We start from the raw sequence: 19,964 nt of genomic DNA on the forward strand, positions 1-19,964 counted from the left end.
ATGACGACGACCGGGCTGTGGTGCGACAGGTGCGGTGAGCCGGCGACGGCCGCCCACCCGGCCTGCGCCACGGCTCGTCAGTTGGAGCCGCCCCGGTTCTGCCCCCGGTGCCGGCGTCGGATGAAGGTCCAGGTGCTGCCGGTGGGCTGGTCGGCGATCTGCGTCGAGCACGGCGAAGTGCGGGGCTGACGCCGATGCTGCGTGGGCGGGCGGTGACCCTGCGACCGGCGACGGAAGCGGACGTGCAGGCCCTCGCGGCGATCCGGGCCGACCCTGAGGTGCGCCGGTGGTGGCGCGGCAGCGACGACCTGACCGGTGCCGTCCGCGCCGACCTCGGCGACGACGACCTGCACGTGTACGCGATCGAGCACGACGGCCAGGTGGTCGGCGCGATCCAGTGGTACGCCGAGGCCGACCCGGACTACCGCCACGCCAGCCTGGACGTCTTCCTCGACCCGGCGGTACGCGGCGCCGGTCTGGGCGTGGACGCGATCCGCACCCTGGCCCGGCACCTCATCGACGAGTACGGCCATCACCGCTTCACCATCGACCCGGCGGCGGCGAACAGCGCCGCGATCCGCGCGTACGCCAAGGCGGGTTTCCGTCCGGTGGGGGTGCTGCGCCGATACGAGCGCGGCGAGGACGGGCGGTGGCACGACGGTCTGCTGATGGATCTGCTCGCCGACGACCTGGTGGAGTGAGCGGGCGCTTCAACCGTCCCAGCACAGGTGCCCGTCGGGCAGTCGGCGGGCGCCTTCGGCGGGTTGGTGGGGGCTGAGCCGCCCGTCCGGCATGAGGTGCGCCACAGGTGTTCCGCGACCGAGTGCCGCGACGTCGGCGATGAGCCGGCGGTGGCAGCGCCACCAGAGGCTCTCGCTGCACATGACCGCCGTGGTCCGCCCTGCCGCGTCGGCCAGCACCTCGGTCAGCGCCGTGTCGAATTCCGACGTGCGGGTGTACGCGGCGTACGCCCGGAACGCCTCGACCTTCCACCAGGTGTCCGGCTCGGGTTCTCCGGCCGGGACGTGCCGGCGTCCGCCGAGGCGCGGCTCCCAGCGGTAGTCGATCCCGTACTCGGGCAGCCATCGTTCGAGTTCCTCGCGGCGGACGTCGGGGTTGGTGCGGCTGGCCGGGTACCGCCGCACGTCGACCAGCAGCGCCACCCCGCCCGCGGTCAGCAGCTCACCCAGCCGCACCCGGTCGGCCGTGCCGTGCCCCACGGTCAGCAACTCCCCCACACGGCTGGCTTGCCCGGAATCCCGGGCGGTTATCCCGCTCGACAGGCGAGATCCGCACAACATCACCGACAGTGCTGCCTCCGAACACAGGAGGCAGCACTGTCGGTGATGGGGTCAGACGATGGTGCAGGTGGCGTTGTTCACTGTGAAGGCCGTCGGTTTCGGGTTGGTGCCGCTGTGCGCGCCGTTGAAGCCGAAGCTCACCGACGCTCCGGGCGCGAGCGTGCCGTTGTAGGACAGGTTCGTGGCGGTGACCGCCGCGCCGCTCTGACTGACCGCCGCCGACCAGCCCTGACTGACGGTCTGCCCGCCTGCGAAGCTGAACCGCAGGGTCCAGCCGTTGATCGCCGTGGTGCCGGTGTTGGTGATCGTCACGTTGGCGGTGAAGCCGGTGTTCCAGTCGGTCGTGGCGTACCCCACCGAGCAGGCCCCACCGACCGGCGGGGCCGCGGTGGTCACCGCGACCGGCGCGGACGCCGCGGAGGTGTTGCCGGCCGCGTCCACGGCCACCACGTAGAACTGGTACGCCGTGGAGGCGGTCAGCCCGGACACCGCCTGGGTGGTGCCGGTCGGCGAGCCGACCAGCACGTCGGTGCCACCGGCCTCGCGGTAGACCCGGTACCCGGTGACGCCCACGTTGTCGGTCGACGGGGTCCAGGCCAGGGTCAGGCCGGTGGCAGTGACCGCCGACGCGACAGGCGTGCCGGGCGTGGTCGGCGCTGTGGTGTCGGCGGTGCCGGCCGGCGGCGTGGTCACGGTGAGCTTCGGCGAGGCGGCCGACGTGTTGCCGGCGCCGTCGCGGGCCACGACGGTGAACTCGTACGACGTCGCTGGCAGCAGCGTCGTGATGGTCAACGTCGTGCCGGTGACCGGCCGGACCAGGACCGTGTCGCTGTTGACCTGGACCTCGCGGACGTCGTAGCCGGCCAGGCCGCTGCCGCCGCTGTCGGTCGACGGTGTCCAGTTCAGGGTGACGGTGCGGGGCCCGAGGGCGGACGCCACCGGGGTGCCCGGGACGGTCGGCGCGGTGGTGTCCGGCACGACCGGCCCCGGCTCCTCGCCCCAGACGCGGGTGGTGCCGGAGTACAGCGGCACCTTGCGGTTGGGTCCGGCCGTGGCCTGGTACGACGGGTCGTTCGTCGGGTCCCAGGTGCCGCCCTCCGGCACGCCGACCTTGAACTGCACCTCCATCCGGTGCTGCGACTGCCCGGCCGGGGCGATGGTGTACCCGGTGCAGTCCACCTCGACGTACCAGATGTCCCCGCTGTACTGCTTGGCGGTGGTCGGCGACGGGCAGCCCTGGGTGTACCCGGCGGTGACCTGGACCGTGCCGGTGCCGTCGGGGCGGAAGTAGTACCGGAACTTCCCGTCGGTGAGCGCGCGGGCCGGGAACGCCGACTTGTTGTAGACCATCACCTTGAGCCCGGTGGCCCGCGGCTCGGCCTGCGCCACGGTGGTCTCCACTGTCAGCTCGTCGATGTCCGGCGTCTCGGCGACCGGGAAGTTCGCCAGCGGCGTGCCCCCGTACTCGGAGGTCAGCCGGACCAGCGCGGAGGTGAAGCCGGCGTTGTAGTCGGTGGCGACCTCGTTCATCACGTAGTCCGACCGGCTGTCGCTGTACGCGTCGTTGGCCGAGGACGGGCCGCCGACCAGCGCGCCGTAGAGGGTGTGCCGGGTCTCCACGGGCACGGTCTGACTGTCCCACCAGGAGCCGTGCGCGGTGCGGTGGTGCGGGTTCTTCGGTGGGTTCGCCCCGAACCCGATCACGTAGCTGGAGTTGCGCGGGTTGTCGCCGAGCGCGTAGTTGATCTGCCGGACGGCGAAGTCGTGGTAGCGCGCCTTGCGGGTCGTGTCGGTGGTCTTGTCGCTGTAGACCAGCGCGGCGAACGAGGTGTTGGCGGCGTAGCGCAGCGCGCCCCAGGAGTCGAGCACCGCCATCCCGCCGGGCGAGTACGGCACCCGCTGCCCGTTGACGCCGACCGTCCAGTAGTCCAGCCAGCGGTTGGCGTCGTCGACGTACTTCTGCTTGCCGGTCAGGTTGGCCAGCAGCACGTACGCGCCGAACTGCTTGTTGTCCCAGGCGATCGTCCACTTGTAGGAGCGGGTGGTGGTCTGGTTCTCGGTGCCGAGCTTGTCGTACTCGCTCTCGGCCTTGGCCAGGTAGCTGGCCTCGCCGGTGGCCCGGTGCAGCCAGATCGCGGCCCACACCAGCTCGTCCTGCCAGCCGCTCCACGACCGGTAGAAGCTCGTCGCGTCGGTGATGCACTCGTGGTACGACTTCCGCACCGTGTCGGCGAACGTGTACAGCTGCCGGGCGTGGCCGAGCAGCTTGTCCGCGTAGGTCGCGTCGGTGGGTCGGAACACCATCGAGGAGGCGGCCATCGCCGCGGCCGTCTCACCCGCCAGGTCCGCGCCGCCACAGCTCGCATCGATCTTGTACGCGGGCCGCGCCATCGGCATCACCTCGGCCGGGCCCCACCACTTGTGGTCGTCGTCGCCCTTGCCGACCTGCCCGTAGAGGACGTTGGCTGACGGGTGCGCCTTGATGAAGTAGTCGTTGACGAAGCGCAGGTTGTTGAGCAGGTGCGGCAGTTGGCCGGAGGAGGCGTAGCCGCTGCGGTACTCCACCGCTCCCCAGGCGAGCATGGTGGCGCTGAACGCCATCGGGAAGCCGAACTTGACGTGGTCACCGGCGTCGTACCAACCGCCGGTGAGATCCAGGCCCGCGCCGGCGCCGTCGGTGAGCGCGCTGTCGCCGCGCCAGGAGACCCGGTTCCAGTCCGGCAACCGGCCGGACTGCTGCGCCTCGTAGAAGAGCAGCGACTTCTGCAACGCCTCGGCGTAGTTGTAGGTAGCGGGCGCGGCCGAGGCCGGCGACGACGTCGGCCCGGTGACCACGAGGGACAGACCGGTGAGCAGGGCCACCCCGGCGGCCAGTAGCCGCCGCGGCCAGGGCTGATCTCGCACCGGCTGCGCAGCAGACCGCCGGCGGATCCGTTCCGGGTAGGACATCGCGGACTCCTGTCGGTGGCGCCGCCGGGCAGCCCGACCGAGGCGGGACGGCTTCGGGGTGCAACGGGTGCCCGGCGGCGGTGGTGGTGGAGCCGGGACGCGCTCGGGAGCGCTCCCACAGATGAGCGTCAATCTAGCTGTCGGCTGCCGTGTTGTGAAGAGCCAGCACGTCGACGCCCGCGGTCCACGAGGCGGTCTCGGACTCCCCCAGGCACCCGGGCCGGCGACCCCAGAAAAGGGGACACACCGTTGCCGACCTGCTACTTCGCGCGAGACAGTACGACCATCAGCGGTGCCATCGACGCCGCCGTTCCCGGTCGACCCTGAGGAGAAGCGATGGCATTACGACTCGCCGACGGCACCGCCTGGTCCGAGGTCCTGGCCCGCGCGGTGGCCGCCACACCGGAGGCGTTCGGCGCCGAGGTGGACGGTGTCACCACTCTGCACAACCTGATCGAGGGCGAATGGCGGGCGGACGGCCAGCCCGCCCCGGTCCGCACCCCGGTGGACAACACGGTCGTCATCAACCTGCCCCGACTCGACGCCGACACCGCCCGCGCCGCGGTCTCCCACGCCGCCGCCGCGCACCGGGCGTGGGCCCGGACCCCGCTCGCCGACCGTAAGGCCCGCGTCGGCGAGGCGCTGGAATCACTCACCGCCCACCGCGACCTGCTCGCCATGCTGCTGGTCTGGGAGATCGGCAAGCCCTGGCGGCTGGCCTGCGCCGACGTGGACCGGGCGCTCGACGGCGTCCGCTGGTACGCGGACGAGATCGACCGGATGCTCGCCGACGGCCGCGAGCCGCTGCCGGGCCCGGTCAGCAACATCGCGTCGTGGAACTACCCGATGAGCGTCCTGGTGCACGCCGAGCTGGTGCAGCTGCTGGCCGGCAACGCCGTCATCGCCAAGACCCCGTCCCAGGGCGGCGCGGTCTGTCTGACCGTCGCGCACGCGTTGATGCGCCGCGCCGGTCTGCCCGCCACCCTCGTCAGCGGCGGTGGCGAGGAACTGTCCGAGGTGCTGGTCCGGGCGCCCGAGATCGGTGCCGTCGCCTTCGTCGGCGGCCGGTCCAACGGCGGCAAGGTCGCCGCCGCGCTGCTTGACAGCGACAAGCGACACTTCATCGAGCAGGAGGGCCTCAACGCCTGGGGCATCTGGAACTTCTCCCAGTGGGACGTGCTCGCCGCCCACCTCAGGAAGGGCTTCGAGTACGGCAAGCAGCGCTGCACCGCGTACCCCCGCTTCGTCGTGCAGCGCGACCTCGTCGACGAGTTCCTCGACATGTACCTGCCGGTCGTCCGCTCGGTCCGATTCGGCCACCCGCTCGCCGTCGGCGACGACTGGGCGGCCGGCGACCCGCTGCCCGAGCTGGACTTCGGGCCACTCATCAGCGCGGCCAAGGCCGACGAACTGCACCGCAAGGTCGACGAGGCGGTACGCGGCGGCGCGGTGCCCCTGCACCGGGGCAAGCTCACCGGCGCGCCGTTCCTGCCCGGGCAGGACACCTCGGCGTACGTGGCACCATCGGTGCTGCTCGCCCCGCCCGGCCGGTCCCGGTTGATGCACGCCGAGCCGTTCGGGCCGGTCGACACGATCGTCGTGGTGGACACCACCGACGAACTGCTGGCCGCGATGAACGCCTCCAACGGCGCGCTGGTCGCGTCGCTGGCCTGCGACGACACCGAGGAGGCCGCCAAGCTCGCCGTGGACCTGCAGGCCTTCAAGGTGGGCATCAACAAGCCGCGCTCACGCGGTGACCGGGACGAACCGTTCGGCGGTCGGGGCGCCTCCTGGAAGGGCGCGTTCGTCGGCGGGGACCTCCTCGTCCAGGCCGTCACCGTCGGCGGCAGCGGTCGTCTCTACGGCAACTTCCCCGACTACAGCAGCTACCCCGCTACCTGACGGGAGGCGCGGAAGGGCCCCTGCTACACCCTCGGCGTCAGCAGGGAGCCCTTCCTCTGCGGGGTGAGCGGGACGGTCACCGTGAGCAACGCGCCGTCGCGCTCGGTCGTGTCCGGCCGCCCCAGCCGGCGCAGGGTACGCAGCATCGGGGCGTTCTCGGCCTGGACGTGCAGCACCAGCGCGGCGTACCCGGCCTCGTCGGCGTGCTTGACCAGCCGGCGCAGCAACGCCGTACCGAGACCGCGCCGCTGCCAGTCGTCGCGCACCAGCAGCGCCGCCTCGGCCTCGTCGCCCTCGCCGAGCAGGTTCGCCATGGCGACCACCGACTCGGCGATGCCGTCGGTGGCGGTGGTGCTGGCGATCAGCGTCAGCCCTCGACTCGGCTCCAGCAGCCGACGCAGCCGATCCGGCCGCGGCAGCGCCGCCCCACCCAGGTATCGCCGGTGCCGGCTGCGCGGTGAACACAACTCGTGCAGCTCCCGTACGCCGGGCAGGTCGTCGGCGCAGGCCGGTCGCACGGCCACCTCGGCACCGTCGGGCAGCACCAGAGTGACCTGCTCGGCGGCCCGACGGACCACGGTGGCGGCCAACTCGACCAGGGCCTGCGCCCGGGCGTACTCCGCCGGGGTGAACGCGGGCGCGGCCCGGCGGAGCGCGAACGAGCCGCCCGCCGGGTCCGCCAACGCCATGCTCGCGCCGGCGATCCCCCGATCGACGCCGACCGACGCCGGCCGCCAGCTGACCGAGTCGGCACCGAGCAGCGCCCGCAGCGCCTCGCCGGTCGCGTCCGGGTCACGCACCAGCCGGTTGGCCAGCCCGAGCACCCGGGTGGGCTGATCGGCCAGGCCACGCGCCTCGCTGCGCGCCACCCAGCAGTCCCGGCCCCGGCCCCGCTCGACGGCGGCGACCAGCTCGGCCTCGTCGAGTGTGTCCGGCGCGTCGACCAGGAAGTCGTCCACCGCGCCCTGTTCGGTGGGCTGCACCTGCACGGTGAGGATGTTGACCCCGCGCAGCGCGAGGCTGGCCGTGAGCACCGACAGGTAACCCGGCCGGTCGTCCACTGTCGCTCGGATCCGCCACAACGTCATGGTTGGCTCCCTTCCCCGGTAAGAGCCTCACCCCCGCCTGTTGCCGCCCGGTTGCTCGGCGGTGTCGAGCCGGGAACTCCTCGGGCCGTTCAGGGGCCGGCGACCACCGGTGGTGCGCCGACCAGGTCGAGCCGGTCACCGAGGATCACCGTGCTGGCCCGAACGAGCTGGCTGAGCCGGTCCACCTCGGTGCTGTGGAACGCGGCGGCGGAGAGGGTCTCGGTGTGTTCGCGGGCCACGACCAGCACCAGGCCCGCCCGGCCGAACGGCGCGATCGCGTGGTGGGTGCCGTCGGGCGTGGTCATCGACCGGCCGCGCAGCGGGGTCACCTCCGGCAACCGCAGCGGCACCGGGGTACGCCAGCTCGCGTGACCCACTGTCGCCCCGCCACCTCCGGTCCGCGAGGCCCAGTCGACAGGCACCACGGCGGCGACGGCCCAGTCGGCTGCCAGCAGCCCGGGCACCGCATCGACGAGGGTGGCGAGCCCGTCGGCCGGGTTGGCCGCGACCTGCGCCAGCAGCTCCGCGTCCTGGCCGGTGGTGGTGGGCGCGCCGATCGCCCGCCACACACCGTCCACCCGCACCCCCGGAATCGCCGCCAGGCCGGCCAGCAGCCGCTCCACCCGGGCCGCGCCCGGCCAGACCACTGTGAAGTCGTCCACCGCGCGCCCGCCGAGACGTTCGAGAACCACCACCTGGACGATGTCCGCGCCGGAGACGCCCAGCGTGCGGGCGACCTGGCCGAGCGTGCCCGGACGGTCCGGCAGGGTGACCCGAACTCGCAGCAACATGTCTGTCCCTCCGCTCGGCGGGCCGGCCCAAACGCGGCCGGCAGGCTGGTCACAGCCTGGTAGATGACCATTTCGTCCCTGTTGCAGGGCCATGTCCCGAGGGCAAAATCTGACCTTGACAACGTGAGCGGGCTGCCATCAACTAGTCGGATGAGCGATCCGGCCCTCGATGCGTCGCGGCCGGAGGCCGTTTCCACCTCCCCCGCCGGGCTGGCCCTGGACCGCCTCGGCGACTATCTCGCGGAGCACCGCCCCGAGCTGGCCGTCGGGCCGCCGCGGGCGCACCTGATCGCGGGCGGCAAGTCCAACCTGACCTACCTGCTGCGCGTCGGCGACCGCGAGGTCGTGCTCCGCCGTCCCCCGCTGGGGCACGTGCTGGCGACCGCGCACGACATGGCCCGCGAGTTCCGGGTCATCTCGGCGCTGGCGTCGACCGAGGTGCCGGTCCCGGGCGCGCTGCTGCTCTGCACCGACCCGGAGGTGATCGGCGCGCCGTTCTACCTGATGGAACGGATGCCCGGCGAGGTGTTCCGCACCCGCGCGCAGACCGACCCGCTGGGCGACGAGCGCCGTCGGGCCCTCGCCATGGCGATGATGGACACTCTCGCCGCGCTGCACAGCGTCGAACCGTCACGTGTCGGGCTGAGCGACTTCGGCCGGCCGGAGGGCTACCTGGCTCGGCAGGTTCGCCGCTGGGCCGGGCAGCTCGACCGTTCGCGCAGCCGCCCACTGCCCGGCATCGACGAGCTGCGTGACCTGCTCGCGGCGACCGCCCCGGAAGGCGCGAACGCCGGCCGGATCGTGCACGGCGACTACCGGCTGGACAATCTCCTCGCCTCGGCCGACCCGGTGGCCGTGCACGCGGTGCTCGACTGGGAGATGGCGACCCTCGGCGACCCCCTCGCCGACCTCGGGCTGCTGTTGACGTACTGGGACGTGCTGGGCGACAGCGACACCGCGGCGGGCAACCCGGTCGCCGACGGGCTCGGCCCGCGCGCCGGCTTCCCCACCGGCGCCGAGCTGATCGACAGGTACGCCGGGCGCAGCGACGTGGACGTCGGGCCACTGCACTGGCACGTGGCGCTGGGCTGTTTCAAGCTCGCGGTCATCTGTGAGGGCATCCACTACCGGCACGCGCTCGGGCAGACGCTCGGCGAGGGCTTCGACCGGATCGGCGAGATGGTGGCACCGCTGGTCGCGCACGGGCTGACCGCCGCCAGGGAGCGGTGATGGACTTCTCATACGACAGCCGGACCGAAGAGCTGCGCGACGAGCTGACCCGGTTCCTGACCGAGCACGTCTACCCGGCCGAGGCCGTGCACGCCGAGCAGGTGGCCGCTGGTGACCCGTGGTCGCGTACCCCGGTGTTGGCGGAGCTGAAGGCGGAGGCCCGCAAGCGCGGTCTGTGGAACCTGTTCCTGCCCGATCCGCGCTACGGCGCCGGCCTGACCAACCTCCAGTACGCTCCGCTCGCCGAACTGACCGGGCGCAGCCCGCACCTGGCGCCGGAGGCGGTCAACTGCGCGGCACCAGACACCGGCAACATGGAGCTGCTGGCCGAGTTCGGCTCGGAGGCGCAGCGGCAGCGTTGGCTCATGCCCCTGCTGGAGGGCGAGATCCGGTCCGCGTTCTGCATGACGGAGCCGGACGTCGCATCCTCCGACGCCACCAACATCGCCACCCGGATCACCCGTGACGGCGACGAGTACGTGATCAACGGGCGCAAGTGGTGGTCGTCCGGCGCGATGGACCCGCGCTGCGAGATCTTCATCGTGATGGGCAAGACCGACCCGTCGGCCGACCGGCACCGTCAGCAGAGCATGGTGCTGGTCCCCCGGGACACGCCCGGCGTGACAGTGCGCCGGGGCATGACCGTCTTCGGCTACACCGACGGCTCCCACGGCGGGCACGCCGAGATCGACTTCACCGACGTCCGGGTGCCGGCGGAGAACCTGATCGGCGCCGAGGGCACCGGCTTCGCCATCGCCCAGGCCCGGCTCGGTCCGGGCCGGATCCACCACTGCATGCGGTTGATCGGAATGGCTGAGCGGGCCTTGGAATTGCTCTGCCGCCGGGCCAACGAGCGGATCGCGTTCGGCCGTCCGCTCGCCGAGCAGGGCGTTGTCCGGGAGTGGATCGCCGAGTCGCGGGTCCGCATCGAGCAGGCCCGGTTGCTGGTGCTCAAGACGGCCTGGCTGATGGACACCGTCGGCAACAAGGGCGCACACACCGAGATCCAGGCCATCAAGATCGGCACCCCGGCGATGGCGGAGTGGGTCATCGACAAGGCCATCCAGGGGTACGGCGGCGCCGGCGTCAGCCAGGACACCCCACTGGCCGCCCTCTGGGCGCAGACCCGAACCCTGCGCCTGGCCGACGGCCCCGACGAGGTCCACCGCAACTCCCTGGCCAAGCGCGAACTCCGCCGCTGGACCCCCTGACCGACCCCCACCCGCCGGGCCGGGGGGTGGGGGGTCAGGCGGAGGCTCGGTAGACCAGCTGGGTGTCCAGGAGGATGTGCGAGGTGGGTAGCTCCTCGCCGCGGATTCGGGCGACCAGCAGGCGTGCCATCTGCCGGCCCATCTCCTCCACCGGCTGGAAGACAGTGGTCAGCGGCGGGTCCGACTGGAGGGCGATCGTCGCGTCGTCGAAGCCGATCACCGCGACGTCCTCGGGCACGCGCCGGCCGGCCTCGCGCAGGGTCCGCAGCGCGCCGAACGCCATGAGGTCGGACGCCACGAAGACCGCGTCCAGGTCCGGGCAGGCGTCCAACAGCCGGCGCATGCAGGCCGTGCCGCTGCCCTCGCTGAAGTCGCCGTACGCGATCAGGTCGGGGTTGACCCCGACCCCGGTGGCCTTGACCGCCTCGGTGTAGCCGGCCAGACGGGCCAGGCCGGCACCCATGTCCTGCGGTCCGGCGATGGTGGCGATCCGCCGGCGCCCCAGCCCGGTCAGGTACTCGACCGCCTGCCGGGCCCCGCCAACGTTGTCCACGTCGACGAACCACGCCGGTTGTGCGCCCGGTTGCAGCATCCGGGCGGGCCGACCACCGAGCACGGCGGGCAGCCCACGCTCCTCCAGCAACGTCGGCAGCGGGTCGGAGTCGTGCAGCGACAGCAGCAGTACGCCGTCGACGTGCTGGTTGGTCAGGTGGTGCTCGACCCGCTCCCGCTCCACCGGCGACTGCGCCATGGCCAGCCAGAGCTGCATCGGCGTCTCCAGCAGCCCGGAGCTGATCCCCCGCACGATCGAGGCGAAGAACGGTTCGGTGAAAACCCGCTCGCCGGACTCGGACACCACCAGCGCGACGGAGTCGGTGCGCTGGGTGACGAGCGCACGGGCGGCCCGGTTCGGCACGTACCCCAGCTCGGCGATGGCCTGTTGGACCGCGGCCCGGGCCTCCGGGCTGACCTGGGGCGAGCCGTTGACGACGCGGGAGACCGTGCCCCGGCCGACGCCGGCACGCGCCGCGACCGCGTCGAGGGTCGGGCGCCCGAGCGACCGGGTGCGCTGCGTTGTCATGGTGTGCTCCTCCGACGGCGGGCGGACCCGGCGCCACCTGCGTGAGGTGGACGCCGGGACCCGTCCTGATGGCTGGCCCGAGCCTATTGTGCGGCCAGACCGTTGCGCCGGATCACCGAGGCGTACCACTTGGCGCTGGACTTGGGGATGCGAACCTGGCTGTCGTAGTCGACGTGGATCATGCCGAACCGCTTCGTGTAACCCCAGGCCCACTCGAAATTATCCATCAACGACCAGGCGAAGTATCCCCGCAGGGGCACCCCGTCGTCGATCGCTTCGTGCGCGGCGCGCAGGTGCGCGTCAAAGTAGGCCAGCCGGTCGACGTCGTCGACCTCCCCGTCGACCACCGAGTCGACGAACGCGGAGCCGTTCTCGGTGACGTACAGCGGCAGGTCGGTGTAGCCGTGCACCCGACGCAGGGTCTCGCGCAGGCCCGGGGCGTCGATCTCCCAGCCCATGTCGGTGACCGGGACGCCCCGGGTGACGAACCGGACGTCCTCGCTGCCCGGCCAGCACGACGGGGACGGGTCGACCGGGTCGCCCTCGACCGCCGCGGCGACGACGTGCCGGCTGTAGTAGTTGACCCCGACCAGGTCCAGCGGCGCGGAGATGGTCGCCAGGTCGCCGTCCCGCACGTGGTCGAAGTCCGTCACAGTGGCGAGGTCGGCCACCAGGTCCTCCGGGTACGACCCGCGCAGCAGCGGGTCCAGGAAGAACCGGTTGGCCAGCCCGTCGATGCGCCGCGCCGCGTCCACGTCGGCGGGGGCGTCGGTGGCCGGATCGACCGGGTAGAGGTTGACGGTCACGCCCACCTCGGCGCCCGGTCGGGCCGCCCGCAACGCCTGCACGGCCAGGCCGTGACCGAGCATCAGGTGGTGCCCGGCGCGAACCGCGTCCGCCCCGTCGGTGCGGCCCGGCGCGTGTACGCCGGACCCGTAGCCGAGGAACGCCGAGCACCACGGCTCGTTCAGCGTGGTCCAGTAGCGCACCCGGTCACCGAGCGCATCGGCCACCAGGGTGGTGTAGTCGGCGAAGCGGGCCGCGGTGTCCCGGGCCGGCCAGCCGCCGGCGTCCTCCAGCGGCTGCGGCAGGTCCCAGTGGTAGAGGGTCAGCCACGGCTCGATGCCGTTGGCCAGCAGCTCGTCGACGAGTCGCCGGTAGAAGTCCAACCCCTGCGGGTTGGCCGCGCCGACGCCGCCGGGCTGCACCCGGGACCAGGAAACCGAGAAACGGTACGACTTGAGGCCCAGCTCGGCCATCAACGCGACGTCGCCGCCGAGCCGGTGGTAGTGGTCGCACGCGACGTCGCCGGTGTGCCCGGCGACGACGCGACCGTCGGTGTGGCTGAAGGTGTCCCAGATCGACGGGGTGCGGCCGTCCTCGGCCGCCGCCCCCTCGATCTGGTATGCCGCGGTCGCGGCTCCCCACAGGAATCCGGGTGGGAAGGTCAGCCCGGGGCGCTCGTCGAGGACGTCGACGGAGGGCGGGCTGGCGGGGTTGCTCACGACTTGACGGCACCTTCCATGATCCCGCCGATGATCTGGCGGCCGAACACGAGAAACACGATGACCAGGGGGATGGTGCCGATCGCCGTGGCGGCGAACACCTGGGAGTAGTCGGTGTAGTAGGCGTACGAGAGGAAGGAGAGCGAGACCTGCAGGGTCGGGTTCTCCGGGGTGAGGACGGCGTACGGCCAGATGAACGAGTTCCAGGTCTCCATGAAGGTCAGCAGACCGAGGACACCGGCGGCGGGACGCAGCGCGGGCAGCACGATGTTCCAGTAGATCCGGAACGTGCTGGCGCCGTCGACCCGACCGGCCTCGATCAGCTCGTCGGAGATCGCCTGGCTGGCGTACTGCCGCATCATGAACACGCCGAAGGCGCTGACCAGGAACGGCACGGTGACCGCGTAGAGGGTGTCGTACCACCCCAGGTCCTGCATCATGCTCCAGAGCGGGATGAGCCCCATCTGGGTCGGGATCATCATGGTGATGATGATCATCAGCAGGAGTGCGTTGCTGCCCTTGAACCGCAGTTTGGCGAAGGCGAACCCGGCCAGCGAACCGGTGAGCACCACCGACACGGTGACCACCGAGGAGACGATGATCGAGTTCATCATGCCGGTGAGGAAGTTGGCGGCGTCGTTGTCGAGCACCCGCCCGAAGTTGTCACCGAACGCTCCGCCGGGGGTTACCGGTGGCGGCACGTCGTTGATGTTGTCCAGACTGCGGGTGCCGATCACCAGCATGTAGTAGAACGGGTAGATGGACAGCAGCGCCGCCAGGACGAGCGCCACGTAGGTCAGTGGGCTGGTGCGCCACAGGCGCTGGGAAGCCGAGATCATCGATCTCTCCTCACTTCGCCGAGCGGCGGACGAGTAGGAAGTTGAACAGCGACACCAGGACGATGATCATGAAGATCGCCCAGGCGACCGCGGCTCCGTAGCCGGCGGTGCTCAGGTTTTCGATTCCCATCTCGTACATGTACATAGCCAGCGTCTGGAACTCCCGCTGGTCGCCGCCGAGGATGTTGCCGTTACCGAAGAGCAGCGGCTCGGTGAAGAGCTGCATGCCGCCGATCGTGGACAGGATGACCACGAAGATGAAGGTGGGCTTGAGCATGGGCAGGGTGATCTGCCAGAACTGCCGCCACGGGCTCGCGCCGTCGATCTCCGCGGCCTCGTAGAGGTCCTTCGGGATGGCCTGCATCCCGGCGAGCAGGATCAGGGTGTTGTACCCGGTCCACCGCCAGTTGACCATCGTGGAGATGGCGGTCCAGGAACTCCACCGCTGCGAGTCCCAGTCGACCGCGTCGACACCAACGAGGCTAAGCAGCCAGTTGAACAGGCCGAACTCCCGCTGGAACAGCATCCCGAAGACGATCGCGACAGCGGCCACCGACACCACGTTCGGCACGAAGATGGCCATCCGGAAGAAGGTCTTGGCGCGCAGGAAGGTCCGGTTGAGCAGATTCGCCAGGAAGAGGGCGAGCAACAGCTGCGGGATGGTCGACAGGGCGAAGATGCCGAACGTGTTGACCAGCGCGTTCCAGAAGTACTCGTCCGACACCAGCCGGGTGTAGTTGTCGAAGCCGATGAACGAGTGGTCGCCGATCATGTCCCAGTCGTGCAGCGACATCCAGGCGGTACGCAGCATCGGGTACAGCCCGAACACACCGAAGATCAGGAAGAACGGTGCGATGTAGAGGTACGGCGAGTACTTGACGTCGAGGCGGTTGAGTAACCTTCCCCGGTTACGTCGGGAAGAGACGTCGGGAGAGGGCGGTGCTGCTGGCGACGGCGGTGCCGTCGTGGCCGACAGGCTCATGCGAAATTCCTTTTCCGGCGAGGCCCGGGGGCCCTCGCGCAGGGCGCTACGCGGAGGGGACCGGCCGGTGGCGTCCGGGAAACCCCGAACGCCACCGGCAGGGAATCACTCAGAAGGCACCCTGAGTCTTGGCGTCCTTCGTGAACTGCTCCCAGGCCTTCGCCTTGTCGGCCTGCCCGTTCTCGAACGCCCGCAGTGCCGGCTCGAACGCGTTCTCCTTCACCGCCTGGTGCTTCGGACCCAGGTGGGTCGGCTGGATCTTGGCGACGCTCTCACCGAAGATCTTGCCGGTCGGCGCGTTGCTGAAGTACTCGTTGGTGTAGCTGAGGAACGCCTCGTTCTTCAGCGCTTCCAGGTTGGTGGGCAGCGGGCCCTTGAGCTTGAAGGCGTCCACCTGGCTCTTCGCGTTGGTGAGGTACTCGGCGAGCTTCGCCGCCTCCTTCGGGTACTTGCTCTGCTCCGGAACCGCGAGCCACGAGCCACCCCAGTTGCCGCCGCCACCCGGCACGGCCGCGACATCCCACTTGCCCTTGTTCGCCGGACCGGAGTTGTCCGACACGATGCCGAGCATCCAGGACGGGCAGAAGGTGACAGCGAAGGTGCCCTGCTTGAAGCCACCCGACCACTCCGGCGACCAGGTGGACGTCTTGGCGGAGATGTCCACCATCGAGGTGGCGGTGTCCCAGGCGTTCTTCACCGCGGGGCTGGTGTCCGCGATGATGTTGTTCTCCTTGTCGTAGAACAGATCACCGTTGCCCTGGAACATGACACCGTTGGAGACGGCGGTGATCGAGTCGACGAACGCCTTGCCGCCGCTGCCCTGCTTGTACTTCAGGCCGGCGTCGTGGAAGCCCTTCCAGTCCGGCCAGAGCGCCGACACCTGGTCGCGCTCGGTGGGCAGGCCGGCCGCCTGGAACAGGTCCTTGCGGTAGCAGACGGCGAGGCTGCCGACGTCGGTCGGCAGGCCGACCAGCCGGCCGTCCTGCGACTTGCCCAGCTCCCACTTCCAGGGCAGGTATTCCTTGGAGTGGTCGGCGATCAGCGGGTTGAGGTCAACCCAGTTACGCGGGTTGGTCTTGAACTCGTTGAGGATGCCCTCTTCCAGAGCGGTGACGTCCGCCGCGCCCTTGCCGGTCGCCAGGTAGCGGACCAGCTTCGGCCGGTACTCGCTGAGCTGTGCGGTCTTGCGCAGCTCGACCTTGATGCCGGTGTCCTTCTCGTACTGCTTGACGAGCTCGTCGTAGCCGAACTCGCTGAAGGTGTCGACGACCAACTTGGTCGGCTTCTCGCCGGCAGCCGGCTTGTCGTCGTCCTTGCCGCAGGCCGCGAGACCGCCGATTGCGGTGATCGCGGCCAGGGCAGCGGCCGCCAGGCGGGTACGCCGCGTGGTGACACTCATGCGCTGACCCCTCTTTCCGGTGGTGAGGCTGGGTGGTTGTGGTGGGGGGTGTTTCATCGCGCCAGGCCGGGGATGCGTGAGTGACCCATGCCACCTCGGGAGCGCTCCCATGAGATTGCCGTCGGGTAACGGGAGTGTCAATAGGGCGATGGGAGCGTTCCCAGATCGTTACCGCACGCCCCGACAGCCCCTTCCGTCCCAGCCCACACCCACCCTGACCACCTCTTCAACCCATGGTGATCAAGAGATTTCGGTCAGAAATCGCCGTGCCGCTGACGCAAATCTCTTGATCGACAGGGCGGGCGGCGCGAGGGCGTGATCAGCAGAAGCGGCGGAGGAGGGTGGTCGCCCGGTCGGGATCGAAGCGGGACGGGTCGAAGCTGGCGCCCGCCCAGTCGCGCAGCAACGCCAGCCGCGGGTCGGCGAGATCGGCCGGCGCGGCCTGGTCGTCCATGGCCACCAGAAGCGCGCGGTAACCCAGCGGCCCACCGATGCCCTCCGGCGGGCAGGCCCGCTCGCCGGCCAGACAGACCGGGTACCGCTCCTCGGGGTCGACGGTCAGCGCGTCTTCCACGACCAGGTCATGCTCCCACCAGTCGCCGAAGTCGTACGTGTAGGAGAACCGGCTGCCCTTACCGAGCACCGCGTCCAACCGCGCGTCCAACTCGTCGTGCAGCCCCAACTCGCCGTCCGGGTCGGGCTCGCCGTACTGCACGGCGTCGATCTCGAACGAGTGCAGGTGGCAGTCCCGCCACCCCATTGCGTGCTGCACCACCCGGTGCAGCCGGTCCAGCGTGTAACCGGCCGGCACGAGGACCCGCCGCCACACCGGTGGGCGGATGCTGGCCAGGGACATCTTCAGCTGGAAGATCTGACGCGGCATGCTGTCCTGTCCTCCCGCGGCTTAGGCTGCGAGCATGATCTGCCGCGCGTGCCGGGCCCGGCGACACGACGACTGCCCGGGCCGGAACTGGTGCGACTGTCAGCACCGTACCGCCGAACCGACCCCTCCGGTCACTGGTCCGGCCGGCGAATGACGGTCGGAATTCCGATCCGACGGCTCTGGCCCGAGCCGTCGGCACAGCCGCTCGACAACGCCGCGTTGACCGCCCTCTACGGCCGCTCCGACCAGCCCCGACTGCGGGTCAACTTCGTCTCCAGCCTGGACGGCGCCGTCACCGTGGACGGCTACTCCGCCGGGCTCTCCGGGGAGCCGGACAAGCGGGTGTTCGGCCTGCTGCGGATGGTCTGCGACGCGCTGGTGGTCGCCGCCGGCACGCTTCGCCACGAGGCGTACCGGGCGGTCCGTCTGAACGAGGCCCGCCGCGCCTGGCGTCGGGCCAACGGGCTGGCGGAGTACCCGACGCTCGTGGTCGTCTCCGGCTCCCTCGACCTGGACCCGGCGCAGGCCGCCTTCGCCGACGCGCCGACCCGCCCGATCGTCCTCACCCACGCCGACGCCGACCCGCCGCCCGGCCTCACCGACGTCGCCGATCTGCTGCGCTGCGGCACCGACCGGGTCGACCTGGCCGCCGGCCTTGCCGCGCTGCACGGGCGCCGGCTCACCCAACTGCTCTGCGAGGGCGGCCCGCACCTGTTCGGCGCGCTCACCGCCGCCGACCTCGTGGACGAGTTGTGCCTGACCGTCTCCCCCCTGCTCGCGGGCCCCGGACCGGGCCGGATCACCGCCGGCGACACCGCCCCGCCCCGACACCTGCCGCTGCGCCACGTGCTCGCCGCCGACGACGGCGTCCTCATGCTGCGCCACGCCCGCCGGTAGGACCGCTCGTCAAAGGGCGACTGACATCGACACCACCCGCCCACCGCGCCCGCACAGGCTGCGGCGCTCGGGTCGGCGAGGGCTGCGGCAGGCGGTCCCGTGTGCGGAGGGCTCAGTCGTTCAGGACCGCGCCGGGAGCCCACGGGATCCGGTAGCGCTGGCCGTCCGCAGTGCTCGCCCAGACCTGCACCTCGTCGTACGGCTCGATGGCGACCACCTCCGTCACCGCGCCGCGCGGGGCCGGGCCGAGCGAGTGCGGCACGCCATCGGCCACGACCTCGACGGTACGCCCCTGCGGTGCCTGGACCAGCACGTAGAGCCGGCCACCTGAGCGCCGGGCCACGGCCACGCCCAGCCCGCTGCCAGTGGACCGGACAGCTGCACAGACCGCGTCACCGTCGATGCACGCGAGATCGTACGAGAGGTAGTCGTGCAACCGTCGCGCACCGCCCCCGTCCGGGGCGACCCACACCTCGGCCGCTTTCCCCCCGACGGCCCGCTCCTCGGCGTGCGGCTCCCGGTTGACCAGTACAAGCGTCTCCGACCCGGCCCGACCGACAGCGACAATCTGCGTCTCTGTCACCGCTCGACCGTCGGGACCGAGGATCCCGGTCGGGACGTCGGCAGCCGCGCCGGGCTCGGCGCCCCCGACGTCGCTGCCGCCATCGCGGCCGAGCGGGTCCACCTGCGGAAGCAGCAGTGCCCCCGCAGCGGCCACCACCGCCACCGCACCGACCGCCAGCAGACGTCGGCGTCGACGCGCCCGGCTTCCGGCAACGACCCGTCCGGCGAGACCGGACGGCAGTTCGACAGTCGCGACAGCGCGGTCGAGCAGGTCAGCCACCTCGTGATCACGCATGGTTGTCCTCCGCAAGGTCGAGGTCGAGTGGGGTGACACCGGCAGCTTCCAGTCGAGCTCGCAAGCGGTGCAGACCGCGGGAAGCCTGGCTCTTCACCGAGCCCGTGGAACAGTCCAATTCGGCGGCTACCTCCGCCTCGGAGAGACCCAGCCAGTACCGCAACACCACAACGGCCCGCATCCGCGGCGGAAGCTCCCGCATCGCCGCCAGAAGCACCTCCCGGTCATCGACCCGAGCCATCTCGTCCTGCTGCGCCGCCGCATCCGGCAGGTGCGCCACCCGACGTCGGTTCCACGGTGAGCGCCATCGGCTGGCCAGCCGGTTGGTCATGGCACGGCGCAGATAGGCTTCCGGCTGCCGCTGCCGGACCGCCCGCCAGCGGGGGTATGCCTGCTCCAACACCTCCTGCAGCAGATCCTCGGCATCGGCCCGCTGCCCGGTGATCAGAACGGCGAAGCGGAGCAGTCGAGGGCCGCTCGTCGCGACGAAAGTGCCGAAGTCGTCATTCATACGTGCTCCATACCTAAGTAACGCGATCGCCGCCTGGGAAGTTGAGTCCCGGCGGTCAGCGATTGCCCTCGAACTCTCGAGCCGTGGGCCAGTTGCTCGGAGCGGCAACTGACCCACGACGACGGCTACCGGAACGGCAGCGGGGCGAAGAGTGTCGAATCGGGAAGCACGGTGACGATGACGGTCAGAGCCCCCAGGGCAGCGATCCAACACAGCGCGACGATCGTCCTGCGATGGCTGGCGAATCGGGCATCCCACTGCGAGGCATCACCCGAACTGACGGCCGATCGGACCATGAGGGTCCGGCCGAATCCGAAGCAGGTATCGGACAAGACGCGCCGACTCAACCGGTGCGCAGACTGGGCGTCCGGGCGCTGCTCTCCGCGCGTGGCTCGCCGACTTGATTCCCTTCCACCACGCGCGTCCGGTCGAGCACCCAGCGTCATGAGTGTGACGGCGCATGGTGTCGTCCGCCGCGTCGCGTGGCGACCTGTCGTACTCCTCGGGCAGGATGCACAGCATGCTTCCCGACCGTG

At 70.9% G+C, this 19,964-nt stretch carries 18 protein-coding genes; 6 read left to right on the top strand and 12 right to left on the bottom strand.

Features of this window, described 5'->3' with window-relative positions; all coding sequences use genetic code 11:
- Complete coding sequence (bsaP, locus tag FHU34_RS25805) at nucleotides 1-189, top strand: biotin synthase auxiliary protein BsaP (protein ID WP_145784824.1); 189 nt, start codon at nucleotides 1-3, stop codon at nucleotides 187-189.
- A gap of 5 nt (nucleotides 190-194) precedes the next feature.
- Nucleotides 195-701, top strand: coding sequence for a GNAT family N-acetyltransferase (locus FHU34_RS25810; protein WP_145784825.1), 507 nt, complete (start codon nucleotides 195-197; stop codon nucleotides 699-701).
- Between the two features lie 9 nt (nucleotides 702-710).
- Here the strand turns inward: FHU34_RS25810 and FHU34_RS25815 are convergent, their stop codons facing one another.
- Nucleotides 711-1,238: a DUF488 domain-containing protein gene (locus tag FHU34_RS25815; RefSeq protein ID WP_244311834.1), complete on the bottom strand. Its 528-nt coding sequence runs from the start codon at nucleotides 1,236-1,238 to the stop codon at nucleotides 711-713.
- 114 nt (nucleotides 1,239-1,352) lie between these two features.
- On the bottom strand, nucleotides 1,353-4,250 hold the full coding sequence (locus FHU34_RS25820; RefSeq protein WP_244311835.1) for a glycoside hydrolase family 9 protein: 2,898 nt from the start codon (nucleotides 4,248-4,250) through the stop codon (nucleotides 1,353-1,355).
- Nucleotides 4,251-4,586: 336 nt separating this feature from the next.
- Here FHU34_RS25820 and FHU34_RS25825 point away from each other — a divergent pair, with 336 nt between their 5' ends.
- Nucleotides 4,587-6,152, top strand: a complete 1,566-nt coding sequence (locus FHU34_RS25825) for an aldehyde dehydrogenase family protein (RefSeq protein WP_145784827.1) — start codon at nucleotides 4,587-4,589, stop codon at nucleotides 6,150-6,152.
- Nucleotides 6,153-6,175: 23 nt separating this feature from the next.
- Here the strand turns inward: FHU34_RS25825 and FHU34_RS25830 are convergent, their stop codons facing one another.
- Nucleotides 6,176-7,240, bottom strand: a complete 1,065-nt coding sequence (locus FHU34_RS25830; RefSeq protein WP_145784828.1) for a GNAT family N-acetyltransferase — start codon at nucleotides 7,238-7,240, stop codon at nucleotides 6,176-6,178.
- A gap of 89 nt (nucleotides 7,241-7,329) precedes the next feature.
- Nucleotides 7,330-8,031, bottom strand: coding sequence for an ACT domain-containing protein (locus tag FHU34_RS25835; protein ID WP_145784829.1), 702 nt, complete (start codon nucleotides 8,029-8,031; stop codon nucleotides 7,330-7,332).
- Nucleotides 8,032-8,181: 150 nt separating this feature from the next.
- Here FHU34_RS25835 and FHU34_RS25840 point away from each other — a divergent pair, with 150 nt between their 5' ends.
- Nucleotides 8,182-9,261 (top strand): phosphotransferase family protein, encoded by a 1,080-nt coding sequence (locus tag FHU34_RS25840; protein WP_145784830.1) that lies wholly within the window; start codon nucleotides 8,182-8,184, stop codon nucleotides 9,259-9,261.
- Nucleotides 9,261-10,472: an acyl-CoA dehydrogenase family protein gene (locus FHU34_RS25845; RefSeq protein WP_145784831.1), complete on the top strand. Its 1,212-nt coding sequence runs from the start codon at nucleotides 9,261-9,263 to the stop codon at nucleotides 10,470-10,472. Before FHU34_RS25840 ends, FHU34_RS25845 begins: the two co-directional genes overlap by 1 nt.
- 34 nt (nucleotides 10,473-10,506) lie before the next feature.
- On the opposite strand, the gene FHU34_RS25850 is transcribed toward FHU34_RS25845, so the two are convergent.
- The 6 genes from FHU34_RS25850 to FHU34_RS25875 all read right to left on the bottom strand — a co-directional run bounded on the left by FHU34_RS25850 (nucleotide 10,507) and on the right by FHU34_RS25875 (nucleotide 17,161).
- Complete coding sequence (locus tag FHU34_RS25850; RefSeq protein WP_145784832.1) at nucleotides 10,507-11,553, bottom strand: LacI family DNA-binding transcriptional regulator; 1,047 nt, start codon at nucleotides 11,551-11,553, stop codon at nucleotides 10,507-10,509.
- Nucleotides 11,554-11,636: 83 nt separating this feature from the next.
- Nucleotides 11,637-13,058, bottom strand: coding sequence for a GH1 family beta-glucosidase (locus FHU34_RS25855; RefSeq protein ID WP_145784833.1), 1,422 nt, complete (start codon nucleotides 13,056-13,058; stop codon nucleotides 11,637-11,639).
- Nucleotides 13,055-13,897: a carbohydrate ABC transporter permease gene (locus FHU34_RS25860; protein WP_145784834.1), complete on the bottom strand. Its 843-nt coding sequence runs from the start codon at nucleotides 13,895-13,897 to the stop codon at nucleotides 13,055-13,057. Before FHU34_RS25860 ends, FHU34_RS25855 begins: the two co-directional genes overlap by 4 nt.
- A gap of 10 nt (nucleotides 13,898-13,907) precedes the next feature.
- A complete protein-coding gene (locus FHU34_RS25865; protein ID WP_145784835.1) occupies nucleotides 13,908-14,879 on the bottom strand; it encodes a carbohydrate ABC transporter permease in 972 nt (323 codons plus the stop codon).
- 109 nt (nucleotides 14,880-14,988) lie between these two features.
- The gene (locus FHU34_RS25870; RefSeq protein ID WP_145784836.1) at nucleotides 14,989-16,278 is read right to left on the bottom strand and encodes an ABC transporter substrate-binding protein; all 1,290 of its coding nucleotides are present in this window, start codon (nucleotides 16,276-16,278) and stop codon (nucleotides 14,989-14,991) included.
- 319 nt (nucleotides 16,279-16,597) lie between these two features.
- Entirely contained in the window at nucleotides 16,598-17,161 is a 564-nt protein-coding gene (locus FHU34_RS25875; protein WP_145784837.1) for a plasmid pRiA4b ORF-3 family protein, read from the bottom strand.
- A gap of 150 nt (nucleotides 17,162-17,311) precedes the next feature.
- Between FHU34_RS25875 and FHU34_RS25880 the strand changes: the two genes are divergently transcribed.
- A complete protein-coding gene (locus FHU34_RS25880) occupies nucleotides 17,312-18,058 on the top strand; it encodes a pyrimidine reductase family protein (protein ID WP_145784838.1) in 747 nt (248 codons plus the stop codon).
- Between the two features lie 112 nt (nucleotides 18,059-18,170).
- Here the strand turns inward: FHU34_RS25880 and FHU34_RS25885 are convergent, their stop codons facing one another.
- Complete coding sequence (locus FHU34_RS25885) at nucleotides 18,171-18,917, bottom strand: hypothetical protein (protein WP_145784839.1); 747 nt, start codon at nucleotides 18,915-18,917, stop codon at nucleotides 18,171-18,173.
- Nucleotides 18,910-19,428: a SigE family RNA polymerase sigma factor gene (locus FHU34_RS25890; protein ID WP_145784840.1), complete on the bottom strand. Its 519-nt coding sequence runs from the start codon at nucleotides 19,426-19,428 to the stop codon at nucleotides 18,910-18,912. Before FHU34_RS25890 ends, FHU34_RS25885 begins: the two co-directional genes overlap by 8 nt.
- Between the last annotated feature and the right edge of the window lie 536 nt (nucleotides 19,429-19,964).

It is taken from the genome of Micromonospora taraxaci (assembly GCF_007830095.1).
Taxonomy (GTDB): domain Bacteria; phylum Actinomycetota; class Actinomycetes; order Mycobacteriales; family Micromonosporaceae; genus Micromonospora; species Micromonospora taraxaci.